Origin of the sequence: Idiomarina loihiensis L2TR (assembly GCF_000008465.1) — a bacterium.
Lineage (GTDB): Bacteria > Pseudomonadota > Gammaproteobacteria > Enterobacterales > Alteromonadaceae > Idiomarina > Idiomarina loihiensis.
Window position 1 is genome coordinate 1,704,447 of record NC_006512.1, and the last position, 13,978, is coordinate 1,718,424.

Annotated in this window: 10 protein-coding genes; 2 read left to right on the forward strand and 8 right to left on the reverse strand. The window is 46.6% G+C overall.

Translation table 11 applies throughout. The features are described 5' to 3' along the window. Positions 1 to 34: 34 nt before the first annotated feature. Complete coding sequence (locus IL_RS08145; protein ID WP_011234831.1) at positions 35 to 415, forward strand: VOC family protein; 381 nt, start codon at positions 35 to 37, stop codon at positions 413 to 415. 156 nt (positions 416 to 571) lie between these two features. Here IL_RS08145 and IL_RS08150 read toward each other — a convergent pair whose 3' ends face one another. The 7 genes from IL_RS08150 to IL_RS08180 form a co-directional block, all read right to left on the reverse strand. Then, the gene (locus tag IL_RS08150; protein ID WP_011234832.1) at positions 572 to 3,496 is read right to left on the reverse strand and encodes a TonB-dependent receptor; all 2,925 of its coding nucleotides are present in this window, start codon (positions 3,494 to 3,496) and stop codon (positions 572 to 574) included. A gap of 16 nt (positions 3,497 to 3,512) precedes the next feature. Beyond that, complete coding sequence (locus tag IL_RS08155; protein WP_011234833.1) at positions 3,513 to 4,472, reverse strand: FecR family protein; 960 nt, start codon at positions 4,470 to 4,472, stop codon at positions 3,513 to 3,515. Continuing rightward, positions 4,473 to 4,961, reverse strand: a complete 489-nt coding sequence (locus IL_RS08160; RefSeq protein WP_231378581.1) for an RNA polymerase sigma factor — start codon at positions 4,959 to 4,961, stop codon at positions 4,473 to 4,475. A gap of 98 nt (positions 4,962 to 5,059) precedes the next feature. Continuing rightward, positions 5,060 to 6,517 (reverse strand): phosphoesterase, encoded by a 1,458-nt coding sequence (locus IL_RS08165; protein ID WP_011234835.1) that lies wholly within the window; start codon positions 6,515 to 6,517, stop codon positions 5,060 to 5,062. Between the two features lie 61 nt (positions 6,518 to 6,578). Then, positions 6,579 to 9,260, reverse strand: a complete 2,682-nt coding sequence (locus IL_RS08170; RefSeq protein ID WP_011234836.1) for a TonB-dependent receptor — start codon at positions 9,258 to 9,260, stop codon at positions 6,579 to 6,581. 227 nt (positions 9,261 to 9,487) lie between these two features. Next, entirely contained in the window at positions 9,488 to 10,009 is a 522-nt protein-coding gene (locus IL_RS08175; protein ID WP_011234837.1) for a cytochrome b, read from the reverse strand. Positions 10,010 to 10,102: 93 nt separating this feature from the next. Further along, entirely contained in the window at positions 10,103 to 11,122 is a 1,020-nt protein-coding gene (locus tag IL_RS08180; RefSeq protein ID WP_011234838.1) for a zinc-dependent alcohol dehydrogenase family protein, read from the reverse strand. A 229-nt stretch (positions 11,123 to 11,351) separates the two neighbouring features. On the opposite strand from IL_RS08180, the gene IL_RS08185 reads away from it, so the two are divergent. Then, complete coding sequence (locus tag IL_RS08185; protein ID WP_011234839.1) at positions 11,352 to 13,340, forward strand: oleate hydratase; 1,989 nt, start codon at positions 11,352 to 11,354, stop codon at positions 13,338 to 13,340. 122 nt (positions 13,341 to 13,462) lie between these two features. Here the strand turns inward: IL_RS08185 and IL_RS08190 are convergent, their stop codons facing one another. Next, positions 13,463 to 13,852: a RidA family protein gene (locus IL_RS08190; protein ID WP_011234840.1), complete on the reverse strand. Its 390-nt coding sequence runs from the start codon at positions 13,850 to 13,852 to the stop codon at positions 13,463 to 13,465. Between the last annotated feature and the right edge of the window lie 126 nt (positions 13,853 to 13,978).

A 13,978-nucleotide genomic window follows, 5' to 3' on the forward strand; every position in this document is an offset into this window, starting at 1 on the left:
ATCTTTGCGTTACAAACAACCGGAGTCTTAAGCTATGAATCTGAACCAGGTCACCTTGCCCGTCACCAATATGGAAAAGGCTACGGAGTTCTATCGCAAGATGGGGTTCCTTCAAATTGTAGATACTCCACACTACGCCAGATTTGAATGCCCGGAGGGAACGTCGACGTTCTCCCTTTCATTGGATGATTCTGGGGGTTCAAATAAGAGCGTGATTTATTTTGAACACCAAGAGCTTGACGACCTTGTTGCCGAGTTGAAGTCCAAAGGACTTGAATTTGATCAAGAGCCAACGGATATGCGGTACTTATGGCGCGAGGCCATACTCCATGATCCCTCCGGCAACAAAATCAAACTGTACTGGGCAGGTGAGAATCGTCTAAATCCGCCGTGGCGAGTTGAGCTCGGTGCATAACAAACCAATGTTGGCTGCCTCGGAAGCGTGGTACACGCACAAATAATAACTCTGCCCGACAGTAGTTAAAACTCTGAAGGCCGTAATTAATTGGTATTCAAGCCCTGAGTTTCAGGTTGGTGACATTCGTTCAGGACAAATTGTGGTGAAGACTCATCAAAACTGCCCGCTTACCCCAAGCAAGAACGTTCGTCCGTTAGAAGTTGTGTTGTAAGCGCGGTCACTGGAATCACTGTAAAGCTCTTCGCGGACGTTGGTCAGGTTCAGGGCTTCTAGGGTTAACTTAAAGTTATCAGACAGTTGGTAATGAGCGGCTGCGTCAACGTAGGTGGTGTCGTGGTAACCGGATTCATCCTGGTCGGTATTCCCCGCCTGAACCGACAAAATGTAGTCACTGCGGTAGGCCGATGAGATACGCGCTGACCAGTCTTCAGCTTCATAATAAAAGGTCAGGTTATAGCTTTGGTTTGAGAGTCCGGCAAAGGTCTTTACCTGATTCTCACCGGTGCCCTGCACGTCGCGGTACAGCGTATCGCCGTCTGCCCAGGTGTAGTTGGCAATCATGCCGAGTCGGTTGAAGGGCTCAGGCAGAAAATCAAAATCCCGCGAGAACGCAAATTCAGCGCCCTGAATAACAAAAGAATCGGAGTTTTCCGGTGTGGTGACAATAAATAAGTCGTCTACAGACTCCCCTTCCTGCAGCAAGGCTTCGGGAAGCCCTAAACTGCCGTAACGTAACAGCTCAGTTTTTTCGACAATGAAGTTATCAATATTTTTATGAAACAGCGCTAAGGATATAAACCCTTGCTTATTAAAATACCATTCAATAGCAGTGTCTATGTTTATCGATTCGAACGGCTGCAGAAAGGGGTTCCCTAATCCTATTGAACCAATGTCGCCGTCATCGCGCGAGGCCTGCGACACATTCGCAGAAAAGGACAATTTATCTATAGAAGGCCGGGTAATATTTTTGCTCGCTCCAAAGCGCCATAAAACATTATCGGTAATATCCAGAACCATATTCAGGCTGGGTAACCAATCGGAATAGTCTCTCTCTATTTCCGTGTAAATGCCTTTTGAGATACCAGCAGAAGACAGAGTTGTCTCGAAAAAACGCGCACCGGTACTCAAAAGCAGTGTTTTACCAAACATTTGCGTATCAAAATCGAAAAGAAAATAGGCAGCGTCCGTTTCCTCCTCCACCGAATAATTAGACGTATCAATAATAGACTCTTCACCCAATCTATAGCCCGCTAAACCGTAGTGTTGCTGAAGCTGAGCTAAGTCACCCTGCAACCAGTTGAAGTCGGGGTGTTGAGTATAAACATCCGTATACTCAGGTGGTAAAAACAAATTGCCTTCGTTTTTGGGCGTCAGGCCGTTGGTCGGAAAGTCTCCCTGTACTCGTTCATGCCCGTCATTTGACAGTTTCTTATGACTGACACCCAGCTTCAGAGAGTTTTGAGGCGTTAATCGGTAGTCGAAATCAGCTTTAAACGTGAGCATATCCGAAGAAATCTCGTTTTCCTGAAAGTAGAGGTCTTTCACCCGAAACGCTGTTGGGTTAGTAGTATCAAATTCAGGTGAACGACTAAGGCCATAAAAGCGATCCTTCCTAAAGTCGGTAATAATATCCACGCCGTCGGTAATAATGTTGACCTTGTTCAGCTTAGGCTGCCGGTAGTCAGACGAATTAACTCCAAGGAGAAAATTAAACGAAGCATCGGGGCTTGTTTGCCAAAAGGACTTAAAGGTTATTTGTTTAAATTCCGATTCATTATAGTCCAGCCGGGTTTCAGCTCGCCATGTCGCGTCCTTATATTCGGCATAAACCACTTCTTTTTCACTGTCATTATTCACCCATTCCAGAGCTTTAACCTGACGGTTATTTTTTACCGCAATATGGTGTTCATCTAAATCGTTGGTCAGTCGGTTCAATAAAATATCAACTGTGCTGATAAAATTCTCACTCGGCTGATATTGCAGCGAAGCGGTAATTCCCAGCCGAGTCTGGTTATTATTCCAGAGCGAATAACGGTGCCCCCGGGGAAACCAGAACTCCCCGTTAGCTAATTTCTCTGACAGAGCAGGATTATCCGGCCCAACATAAGTTTTATTTTCTTTTCGCCAGCGCGTGGTGTTGGTTCCATATTCAGTTGTGTGCCGTTCACTGTAGGCCATTGATACCAGCGCACCAAAGCTGCCCCAGGTATTCGCTATCATTCCGGCCACACGGGGGTCGTAATGTTGGCTGTTGGAATTGTAGGCCTGTCGGTAGGAAAAAGCTGACGTAAAATCCTTATAGTCCGCGGGCTTTGGTGTAAATAACTCTACCGTGCCGCCAATGCCGCCCTCTTCCATACGCGCAGAGTAAGACTTTTTCACATCAATTCGATTAAACAGTTCAGAAGCAAAAATATTAAAGTCGAACGCCCGACTACGGCTAACTGAACCGCGGGCATCCATTGGTGATGATGTTATTCCCAACGCTTCCATGCCATTGATATGCACACGGGTGAAGTCCGGTCCCAGCCCGCGCAGCGATATTTGACGCCCTTCACCGGCTTCCCGGGTAATCGAAATACCGGGTACGCGCTGCAATGAGTCAGCTAAGTTCAAGTCCGGAAAATCGGCAATATCTTCGGCCAGTATCGAATCCTGTGACACCATTGCCAGACGCTTATATTCCCGCGCTTTAAATAAAGAGTCACGAAATCCGGTAACAGTAATTTCTTCAATAACTTGGTTAACTGGTTTGCTTTCTGCTGCAGGCTGCGGAGACTTAATTATATTGTCCTGACAGGTTTCAACCAACCAGCCGGAGGCGACATTACTCGCGCATAAGTTGCTATTTTTCAGCAGCTCGTCCAGCAACTCCTGAGCCGTAAACGAGCCTTTTAGTGCCTCGGTGTGTTCATTAGTGACTAAAGCAGGGTCGAACAATATGGTCTGGTCGGTTGTGCGGGAAAACTGAGTTAATGCGTCTTTTAAAGGTTGCGCCGCAAAAGTCACATCGAACTTTGTGCCTTCTGCGGCCAGGGTTAAACTGGAAATAAATAGTAGCCAGCTAAATCTACGCATTTTCAGATGACATAATTCATGGTGTTAAACGAATCTGTTGAGGCAAATACTCAACGTTTAACGCATACATCTGACTCAACAGCTTTAAAGTTTGTTCCGTGTCATTCAGGCGAAAGCGCCCTGCCACCTCCCGTGAGCCTAAGTTCGGATCAGCCAGTACAATAGGCGTTGAACTGTGGCGGTTAAGTCTCTCAATCAGATAAGTGAGGTTCTCATTGCTAATTTCTATCCAGCCCGAACGCCAGTCTATCAGGTTGTTCACATCAACCTTCTTCACCACGCCAAAACGCCCACGGGACAAGCGCATCTTCTCTCCGGCTTTTAATAACACCGGGAAGCTTTCCTGCTCGGCCTGAACCTCAACAATACCTTCGTAAACGGTGACATCAATCTGGTCCGTGCCGCGGTCGATATTAAATTCCGTGCCGACCGCCGTAACACTGGCATCACCAACGCTAACCACAAAGGGACGTTTCTTGTCCTTAGCAACGGAAAAATACGCCTGACCTGACTCTATGCGCAGGTCTCTCTGCTGCTCGGAGTAATTCACCATAACTTCACTTGAAAGCTGCAGTTGCAACGCACTGCCGTCGGATAACTGATGCGTATTTTCCGTTGGCGACTGCGCAGTGAACACTGTCGGCTGCGGGGTTTCACTAAAGCGACCGGGCAACATGACGGTAATAGCAACAACCAACGCACAGGCTGTAGCTAAGCCCATTCCCCATTGAAATGCTTTTTTCACCGGGCGTTTTTGTCGCTTTTTCAGTTGTTCGAAAGACTGCTCCAGCGCCGGGTCCTGCCAGGTAGCCAACATGGACTCAAATACCTGCTGATGTTGAACATCGGCCTCTAACCACTTAATAAAGCGCTTTCGGCAAAGGGTATTGAGTTCACCGTCAGAAAGCCGATCCATCCATTCCGCGGCTTCAGTGTAAATACTGTCTTGTGAGGTATTATTGACTGTCTCTTGCATCTATTTTGTCTTACTGTCTATGTAACGCTGAATGTCGGCCAGTGCCCGGGTTATGTGCCGGGTAACGGTTTCCATACTAATTCCCAGTTGTTCCGCAATGGCTTTGCGGCTCTCACCATGCAGCCGCCTCAGCTCAAACGCCCGCCGCCGTTGCTCCGGCATGTTTTCGAGCGCCTGAGAAATCAGCTCAATACGTTGCGCTTCTTCCAGCAAATATTCCGGGTTTGCTTTTGGTGAATCAAGGTTATCGATATCGTCATCGCAGTCTACAGGACGTGCCGTCAGCAGATTACGAGCCACCCGAATTGCATACCCTATTGGATTGTTGATGGTGCTTTTCCGGGATTGCTCCAGTACCCGCGCCACAGACTCCTGATAAATGTCGGCAGCCTCTTCACTACACCGCGTCCGGCCAGAGAGGTAACGCCGCAACTGGGCGTTATTGGATAAACAATCGTAGAGTTTACTGTTGTTTGTTTTATTAGACATATCAGCTGCTGGTGCACCCTGGCGTTTTGCTGAGATAGCCAAGGATACACCGTCATTATGACAGTTCTGTGGATCTCGTTCGCGTCGGGGCACCGAAATCATTTTGCTTTGTCGATATAAACAGGGTTGCTGTAAAACCATAAGTCGGTCCACGGGTTCTCGCCTTTAACATCGGGTTGTGGCTCCAGCTCCTTGGCACGGTTAGTTCCCCGAACTCGTATATAACCCGCTGATTCTGATGCCGGTAATTCAAACGTCATCACCTGATAATTGCCCTGACGACTCCAGTCACTTGGATAAAAACGCTTAATAACTTCAGTCGTCGGGTTGACATTGTTTGCGGCAAACTCCTTGTTGCCGTGCACTTCACCATAAATAAGATCAACGCGTCCCACCGACGGGTTATCATCGTGATAATTCAGCGTGTCCGGGTCTAAAAAAGCAATAGTGACCGTGGCGGGTTTATCGGCGGCAACAAGGGTTTCACCAATGCTAGCTGTTTTTTCCGACTGCGACAGGGAAACATAAAGCTCGGTAATAAGATCTCCCGTAGTAACAAACACCTTGCCACCGCGCAAACCGTCTAAAACACTGTCATAGTCCTGCTGAGCGTAAACATAAGTCTTAGCGTATTCACCCGGCCAAAAGTCCGTACGACCTTCGGTGTAATGTGCGTGGCTATCAGAAACCGCCGTAATGCTCCAGCGACGTCCTTCACCTAAAAAGCTGTCCCACACGCCACCGACTATTGCCGTCATCTGGTCAGTACCTCCGTGTGTCGGGTACCCATAGTATTCCGCCCGCGTTCCCTCAGGGTCATTCGAGCCATCTGGATTAATTGTCGCTGCCTGATGCCCGGGAATACCGGTCATGCCTGTAATAACATCCGGAGCGGTGTCCTGCCAGAGACGCATTTTTTCAGGCGTCACTTTTTTGAACTGACCCAATTCATCAGCCTGACGAGCCGGATGATTCACCGAAAGCACCGGACGCGGACTCATCGCCTGCATAGCATTCAGCGCTTTTAACATGAAAGATTCGGTATCCCGCTCAAATTCATTAGGAAATGCTTCACGTCGGTTAAACTGGCTTTCTATGGTGTAGAGCTGCTGCGCTTCTTCATCGGTATGTGGAATAATTAAGGTGCTGTGGCGTGCATTGGGGGTATCAAATTCCATTCCGTAAAACTGCAAAATACCCGGAACTGCTTTGCGGGACGCAACCAATTCAGGATAAGCCTGCTCCAAATTAACCCGGCTATGCTTCGGACCACCGTGGTCAGTGGTTACCATCCATTGCAGACCATGCTGTTTCGCCATTTGTGCATTCAGCGCGGTAAAATAATGGGCGTCACCAAATAAAATGGCCGTAGGCGGTTGCGTACTGGTGTCCCACTTTGCACTAAACTTGCCATGAATATGGTGGTCACCCGCCAACCATTGCTTATTACCCGGCGGCTTAAAATCGTGATTATCGGATGTTAAAACCGTCTTTGCACAGGCTGATAACAGCGTCAGCGCTATGGCGGTACTTATAACGTTTTTTACTCGTGACATCTTATTTCTCTTTAAAGCAAAAACCGGGCTCAGCTGAGCCCGGTAACATGTGTAAGGAAAATCAGAACTGTGCGGTAATGCCCAGCATGACCGTTCTGCCACTGGTAATTGTGTTGTACGCGCGGTCATGAGAATCGCTGTAAGACTCTTCACGTACGTTAGTCAGGTTAATACCTTCCAAGCTCAATTTGACGTTATCCGTCAGCTGATAAAACGATGAAAAGTCGACATAGGTTGTGCCGTGATAACCGCTTTCATCCTGGTCTGCACTGGATGTCGCGCCACTGCCATAACGACTGCGATAAGCGGCTGAAACACGGGCTCCCCAGTTTTCTACTTCGTAATACAAAGTGAAGTTGTAACTATTTTTCGACAATCCCGAGAACGGCTTAACCTGATCATTTCCTTCAATACCATAGATGTTCCGGTAAAGAGATTCGCCATCCGCGTAGGTGTAGTTAGCGATAACACCTAAGTTGTTAAATGGCGCAGGAAGAAAATCTAAATCTCTTGAAAATGCCAATTCAGCACCTTTAATGGTCGACGAATCGACATTTTCCGGACGTTCAAGATAGAAAATACTGTCCATGTTTTTATCTGCCGGCAGCAGCTCTTCTGGTAAGCCCAGCGTTGAATAAACCACTTCGGTGGTGGTGCCTACAATAAAGTTGTCGATGTCTTTATGAAATATTGCCGCCGATGCATAACCAACGTCTTCAAAGTACCACTCAATAGCAGTGTCTAAGTTCGTGGATTCAAACGGGTCCAAATTAGGGTTGCCCATGGATACACTGGTAATCGCCTCCCCCGACGTTTGTGAAACCGAGGCGTTATAACTCAGCGAGCCCAGTGAAGGACGGGTAACATTCTTAGTGGCAGCAAAACGCCATAAAAGATCCGGATTCAGTTCATACACCATATTCAGGGTTGGAAGAACATCGGAGTAAGTGCGGGCTGTCTCAATATCTACCCCTCCAGACACACCAGCTGATGTAATTTCCGTTTCAAAATAACGTAAGCCAGTACTTATGCGTAACGGACGGCCGGCAACGCTGCTTTCAAAACCATATTGAGCATAAACCGCGCTGGTTTCTTCCGTTACCGGCGACTTGTCGTTTTCTGACAGGTCAGAATCATCCAGACGGGTTCCCTGCAGGCCATAGTAAGCCAGCAAATTATTTAAATCCGCCTGGATCCAGTTTTGGTCAGGGTGTTGGTTAAATATGTTAACCAAATCATCGGTTAACGTCAGCTCGCCAGCATTTTGCGGTGCTTCGTTCTGCGCATTACTTCTGGTTAACTGATAACCGGTATTCTCAAACTTCTTATAGTTAGCGCCAAAGGTTAATTCACCGGTGTCACCAATAAAGTAGCTGAAATCAACTTTAGCGATATCAAAGTCATTCGTAATGTAGTTTTCCTGCATGTAGATGTCTTTAACTTCAAAACCTTCCATGCTGGTTACATCAAAGTTCGGCGAGGTGCTAATGCCATAAAAACGATCGCCGCGGAAGTCAGTCATAATGTCGACTTTATTCTTCGCGTGAATATTTGATTTAAGAACCTGCGGTTGCTCAAAATCGGACGAGCTGGTACCAACCATGGCTGACATGCTCAAGTCAGGCGTTAACGACCAGTCCATGGTTAAAGTGTACTGGTTAAACTCCGATTCGTTACGGCGACGAGTATTCTCGTTACGCCAGGTTGCATCTTCGTAGCTCGCGTAAAGAACTTCTTTGTGTCCGTCGTTTTCTATCCATTCAAGATCTTTAACGATATCGTTGTCTTTAACGGCGGAGTGGTGCTCGTCGTACTCGTTTTCAAGTTCAGAATGCATTAAATCAAACGAGAAGCTCAGTTCTTTACTGGGTTTAAACTGAAGCGCTGTCGTAATACCTAAACGTTTTTGTTGGTTATTCCACAGCGAGTAACGGTGACCACGAGGAAACCATAACTCACCCGAGTCCAGCTCTGCCTGTAATTCAGTATCAGTTGGATCAGCGGCTGTTTTTCCGCCTTCCCGGCGCCAACGTGTGGTATTGGTACCATACTCAGTGGTTGAACGCTCACTGTAAGCAACTGAAGCCAGTGCGCCAAAATTACCCCAGGTATTAGAAATTAAACCGGCAAAGCGCGGGTCTGTCTCTTCGCTATTGTCGTTGTAACCACCTTTTAACGAAATTGCACTTTTAGCACCGTCATAGTCAAAGGGCTTAGCTGTGTAAAGACCAACAGTACCGCCGATACCGCCCTCTTCCTGATCGGCCGAATAGGTTTTGTTCACATCAATGCGGTTGAAGAGCTCAGAAGCAAAAACATTAAAGTCAAAACTACGCGTGCGGCTCGCTCCGCCTTTGGCATCCATAGCCGACGCTGATGTGCCCATGGCCTCCATACCATTGACCTGAACGCGGGTGAAATCAGGACCTAATCCACGCAGTGAAATTTGACGCCCTTCACCACCTTCACGCGTAATACTAATGCCCGGAACGCGTTGCAATGAATCGGCAAGGTTTAAGTCCGGAAAATCGGCAATGTCTTCCGCAAGAATTGAATCACGAGAAATAATCGCTTCGCGCTTAAAGTCTTTGGCTTTAATTAATGAGCTTCTGAACGAAGTCACTTCAATCACTTCCATGGCTTCTTCATCTACTGCCTGCTCCTGAGCTAGTACCGTATTTGAATAACCAAAAGCACTGACGATGGCTGTCGCTAAAACTGTTTTTCTAAATGAGTGGTTCATGTTGGTTCCGTTATAGGTTGACGAAAAACGTTCAGTCCAAAAAACAGGGACACCTATAAAGAGCCGGAAAACCTCAAAAGCAGACAAGAATTTTTGTGAAGAATCGATGAAGGATTTGTGAATACAGGGAACTCAATGCCTTTAGCTATGCTGGCAGGAATGTCGGCACCTTTCTTCTTGGTACCGACAACGCTTTCGAGGGAAATTAGCAAGAGTTGAAAACGGCGTTACATCATCCGTTTGAGAGTTCCATCTTTTATAATAAACTGATGAACAAAAGCCATACCGATATGACCTGCAACCAGAAACAATAAGCCCCAGGCTATGTAAGAGTGCAAGCTACCGATATTTATCAGCCAGCTAACTTCCTCACCTTTAGCAATAATTTCAAGGTTAAATGCACTTAACCCATAGCCGTTACCCACCATGTAGAAGATTCCGGTCACCGGCATCAATACCAACGCAACATATAACAAACCGTGCCCAATTTTTGCCAGAACACCAATAATAGAGCCATGTTCGGGCCGGTTCCCCTTTTCTTTGACAGTCCAGCCTAAGCGTAAAACAATAAGTACCAATATCAGTGATCCAATAGATATGTGCCAGGGGACCAGCGTTTCACCTACCCAGTGTTCACCATCGTTTATACGGTCAAAGAATTTTAGAAATTGCCAGCTAACCAGAATGGCCATCGACCAGTGGAAGAAGCGCGTTATAGAACCATAACGCGCTTTAGAATCATTCATCATTTTGAGTTACCCATATCAATCAAATATCGCCTTAGGCTACCTATCTGATATTAGTATGAGAATGCACATTTTCTTAAAATATTTTTCAGAAAGCTAAAACTCTACGCAAATCTTACCGAAGTGCTTACCTGATTCTTCATAACGGAATGCATCCGCTAATTCTTCCAGAGCAAAAATTTTATCAATTACCGGCTTCACACCGTTAGCTTCTAAAGCACGCACAAAGTCTTTCTGATTGTCGCAGCTGCCAACAATTAAACCCTGTAGTCGTGCCTGCTTAGCCATTAGTTTAGCGGTTGGAACCTCACCTTCACTTCCGGTCAGCACACCAATTAACGCAATGTGCCCCGCTATCGCCACCGCATTAATAGACTGTGGCAAGGTGCCTGGGCCGCCAACTTCAATCACATGGTCGACGCCTCGGCCGCCAGTTAATTTACGAACCGTTTTGCCCCATTCAGGGTCTTCTTTGTAGTTAATCAGATGATCCGCTCCAAGCTCTTTATACTGTTGAAGTTTGTCGTTAGACGATGATGTGGCAAATACCGTCGCCCCCAGGCTCTTCGCTAACTGGCAGGCAAATACTGATACGCCACCACTGCCGAGCACCAGCACCGTATTGCCCGGTTTAATGCCACCATCAACAACCAGAGCGCGCCAGGCCGTTAAACCCGCAGTCGTCAAAGTGGCTGATTCAGTATGACTATAGCCCTTCGGCTGATGGGTAAAGAACTGAGTGGGACGCACCACAACTTCGCGAGCGTAGCCATCAATGCCATCGCCCGGCGTGTTGTGGAAGTCACCAACTGGTGCCGGCCCACTTTGCCAGTAAGGGAAAAAAGTAGAAACAACATTGTCGCCTACCGCGAATTCTTCCACGCCTTCACCTACAGCCTCAACAACACCAGCGCCGTCAGACATTGGAATGCGTCCATCCTCTGTTGGGATAAAACCAGATGCTACGCCGTAATCATGAAAATTGAGCGAGCTGGCTTTAACTTTAACTCGAATTTCTCCCGGCCCCGGCTGGCCGGGATCTTCCATTTCGGTTACCTGAATATTATCCAGCCCAAACGGTTTGTTGAGTCGTAGCGCTTTAATCTTCTCAGTCATGTTGGTAGTCCTTTAACTAGAGTGTGTGTTCAATTGTAGTTCTTATGAGGGGTTATTGGATCAAAGCTAAGCTGTAAAAGCTTAGAAAACTCATTAACGGGAATTAAATTGATCTAACTACATTAGGTAACTCTTGATGCCGACTATACTGAAAGTGCCGTTCGCAATACCACTAAGGGTATCAGCGAGAACAGCAAATATTTCTATTCAGTAAGGGAAGGAATCCGTAATGGCTAAAAAGACAATTGCGAAATTTGATATCTCGACAACTGCACCAGAAGGTTTTGAGCATGAGCCTGACGCAACAGGCGGTTTTTGGTGCCATAAACCGCTTAACACTTTGCCACCGGGTGATTTTATATCGCCCTACTCGCGTCATAAAACCTTACCTACTCCGGGAGTCGAAAAGCGTAAAGCCTGGATAATTGGTGGCGGTGTCGGGGGGCTTGCTGCTGCATTTTATTTAATTCGCGATGGTCATATGCCCGCCGAAAATATCACTATTTTAGAAGAAATGAGTGTAGAAGGCGGCTCTATGGATGGTGCGGGTAACCCTGAAGACGGTTACATCATTCGCGGTGGTCGTGAAATGAACTGGAACTACGACACCCTCTGGGATCTATTCCAGGACATTCCTGCCCTTGAGCTTCCTGAAGGGTATTCTGTTCTCGATGAATACCGAATGATAAACGACAACGACCCGAATTATTCTAAGGCCCGTTTAATTAACAAGTCCGGCGAAATTCTTGACTCAGAAGACCTGGGGCTGAGTAAATCTCAGCAATGGGAACTTATCCGCTTAATGCTGAAAAGAAAGGAAGAGCTAGACGACACCAGCATTGAGGAATATTTCAGTGAAGGCTTTTTACAAAGCAACTTCTGGTTTTTATTCCGTACTATGTTTGCTTTTAAAAACTGCCACAGCCTGTTGGAAACCAAGCTCTATTTGCATCGTTTTCTGGACTCAATTGACGGCTTTGGTGACATGTCTGTTCTGCTTTTCCCTAAATACAATCAGTACGACACCTTTATAAAGCCACTGACCAATTTTCTGCGTGAAAAAGGAGTGAAATTTACCTTTGAAGCCAGAGTAGATGACCTTGATATGAGCTTTACCGGAGACAACAAGACGGTAACCGGAATTCAGGCCGTTGTTAAAGGTGAAGAGCAATATATTGAAGTTGGCAAGAATGATTTAGTGTTCGCCCTCACCGGATCAATGACTGAACAGACGGCTTATGCCGGTATGGATGATGCGCCGGAGATTAACTGTGAAAGGCATGACCCGGGTAGCGAAAGTGGCTGGAACTTATGGAAGAACCTCGCCAAGAAATCTCCTGTTTTCGGTAAGCCAGAAAAATTTTATGGTGACGTAGACAAGTCTATATGGGAGTCGGCCACCCTTACCTGCAAGCCCTCACCCCTTGTCGATAAACTGAAAACCTTATCAGTAAACAACCCATACTCCGGTCGAACCGTAACCGGCGGCATAGTGACTTTTACTGACTCTAACTGGCTGTTAAGCGTTACCTGTAATCGCCAACCTCACTTCCCCGACCAGCCAGACGATACCTTAGTTTTGTGGGTTTATGGTCTATTGATGGATAAGCAAGGCAACCGTATTAACAAAACCATGCCGGAATGTACCGGCAAAGAAATTCTGACCGAGCTTTGCCATCATCTGGGTATTGAAGAGCAGTTAGATGAGATTATAGCCAACACCAAAATACGCATTGCGCTTATGCCTTATATTACTGCCCAGTTTATGCCCAGAGCAGCGGGCGACAGACCCAGAGTAGTGCCTGACGGCTGCACCAATTTAGGCCTAGTGGGACAATTTGTAGAAACTCGCAATGACATAATATTCACCATGGAAGCCTCCATTCGCACCGCCCGTATTGGTGTGTATAAGCTGCTGAATATTCCCAAACAGGTGCCGGATATAAGCCCCACCCAATACGATATTCGCAACATCATAAAAGGTGCCAGAGCGCTCAATAGCAATAAGCCTTTTATTGGCGAGCGTATGTTGCATCGCTTACTCGACAAAACCTACTTTGCCCACATACTGCCGCCGCTGCCCGAACCGGAGGAGAAAAAGCAAACGCACTTTGAAGAAGAGCTAAGGGAACTGCTGGGTAAAGGCGGTGACTTAATACATAAATTTTCAAGCTGGGTTAACTCGCTGAGGGAGAATTTTTCGAGCAAAGATAAATAGCGGGTTAGGTTTTGTTTTTTGCACAAAAAAGCCGCTCGAATGAGCGGCTTCTTATATGGAATTGGTGGAGCTGTTTATAAAAGCCTTTTGTAAACAACCGATCGATCAGGAATACAAAAGGTTTAAGGAATGCGAGCGATAACTTTTATTTCAAAGTCAAAACCGGCTAACCAATTCACGCCTACTGCTGTCCAATTCGGGTAAGGAGGTGAGCTAAACATTTTTTGTTTTACTTTCATGATGGTATCGAACTGATTCTCCGGATCGGTATGAAAAGTTGTTACATCCACTAAATCATCTAGTGTGCAGCCCGCGGCGTTTAATGTCGCCTGCAGGTTTTCAAAAGCCAGTTCAACCTGACGTTCAAATTCAGGCTCAGGGCTACCGTTTTCACGACTTCCTACTTGTCCGGATACAAATAACAGATCGCCCGAGCGAATAGCTGCTGAGTAGCCGTGTTCTTCATAAAGTTTATGCCTGTTGGCAGGGAAAACTGCTTCGCGCTGGTTCATATTTCTTACCTCATTGAGTTAACAGTAGCTAATAGCCGCTAAAACTAGCTATCAGAACACCACAAATGGCAGCGATTTAGGTACAAAGCGTTACTAGATCACGTTAATATACGCCGTGTATGTAAA

Coding starts and splice junctions, on each gene's coding strand:
- IL_RS08145 (WP_011234831.1), top strand. CDS start 35: ATGAATCTGAACCAGGTCACCTTGCCCGTCACCAATATGGAAAAGGCT.
- IL_RS08150 (WP_011234832.1), bottom strand. CDS start 3,496: ATGCGTAGATTTAGCTGGCTACTATTTATTTCCAGTTTAACCCTGGCC.
- IL_RS08155 (WP_011234833.1), bottom strand. CDS start 4,472: ATGCAAGAGACAGTCAATAATACCTCACAAGACAGTATTTACACTGAA.
- IL_RS08160 (WP_231378581.1), bottom strand. CDS start 4,961: ATGTCTAATAAAACAAACAACAGTAAACTCTACGATTGTTTATCCAAT.
- IL_RS08165 (WP_011234835.1), bottom strand. CDS start 6,517: ATGTCACGAGTAAAAAACGTTATAAGTACCGCCATAGCGCTGACGCTG.
- IL_RS08170 (WP_011234836.1), bottom strand. CDS start 9,260: ATGAACCACTCATTTAGAAAAACAGTTTTAGCGACAGCCATCGTCAGT.
- IL_RS08175 (WP_011234837.1), bottom strand. CDS start 10,009: ATGATGAATGATTCTAAAGCGCGTTATGGTTCTATAACGCGCTTCTTC.
- IL_RS08180 (WP_011234838.1), bottom strand. CDS start 11,122: ATGACTGAGAAGATTAAAGCGCTACGACTCAACAAACCGTTTGGGCTG.
- IL_RS08185 (WP_011234839.1), top strand. CDS start 11,352: ATGGCTAAAAAGACAATTGCGAAATTTGATATCTCGACAACTGCACCA.
- IL_RS08190 (WP_011234840.1), bottom strand. CDS start 13,852: ATGAACCAGCGCGAAGCAGTTTTCCCTGCCAACAGGCATAAACTTTAT.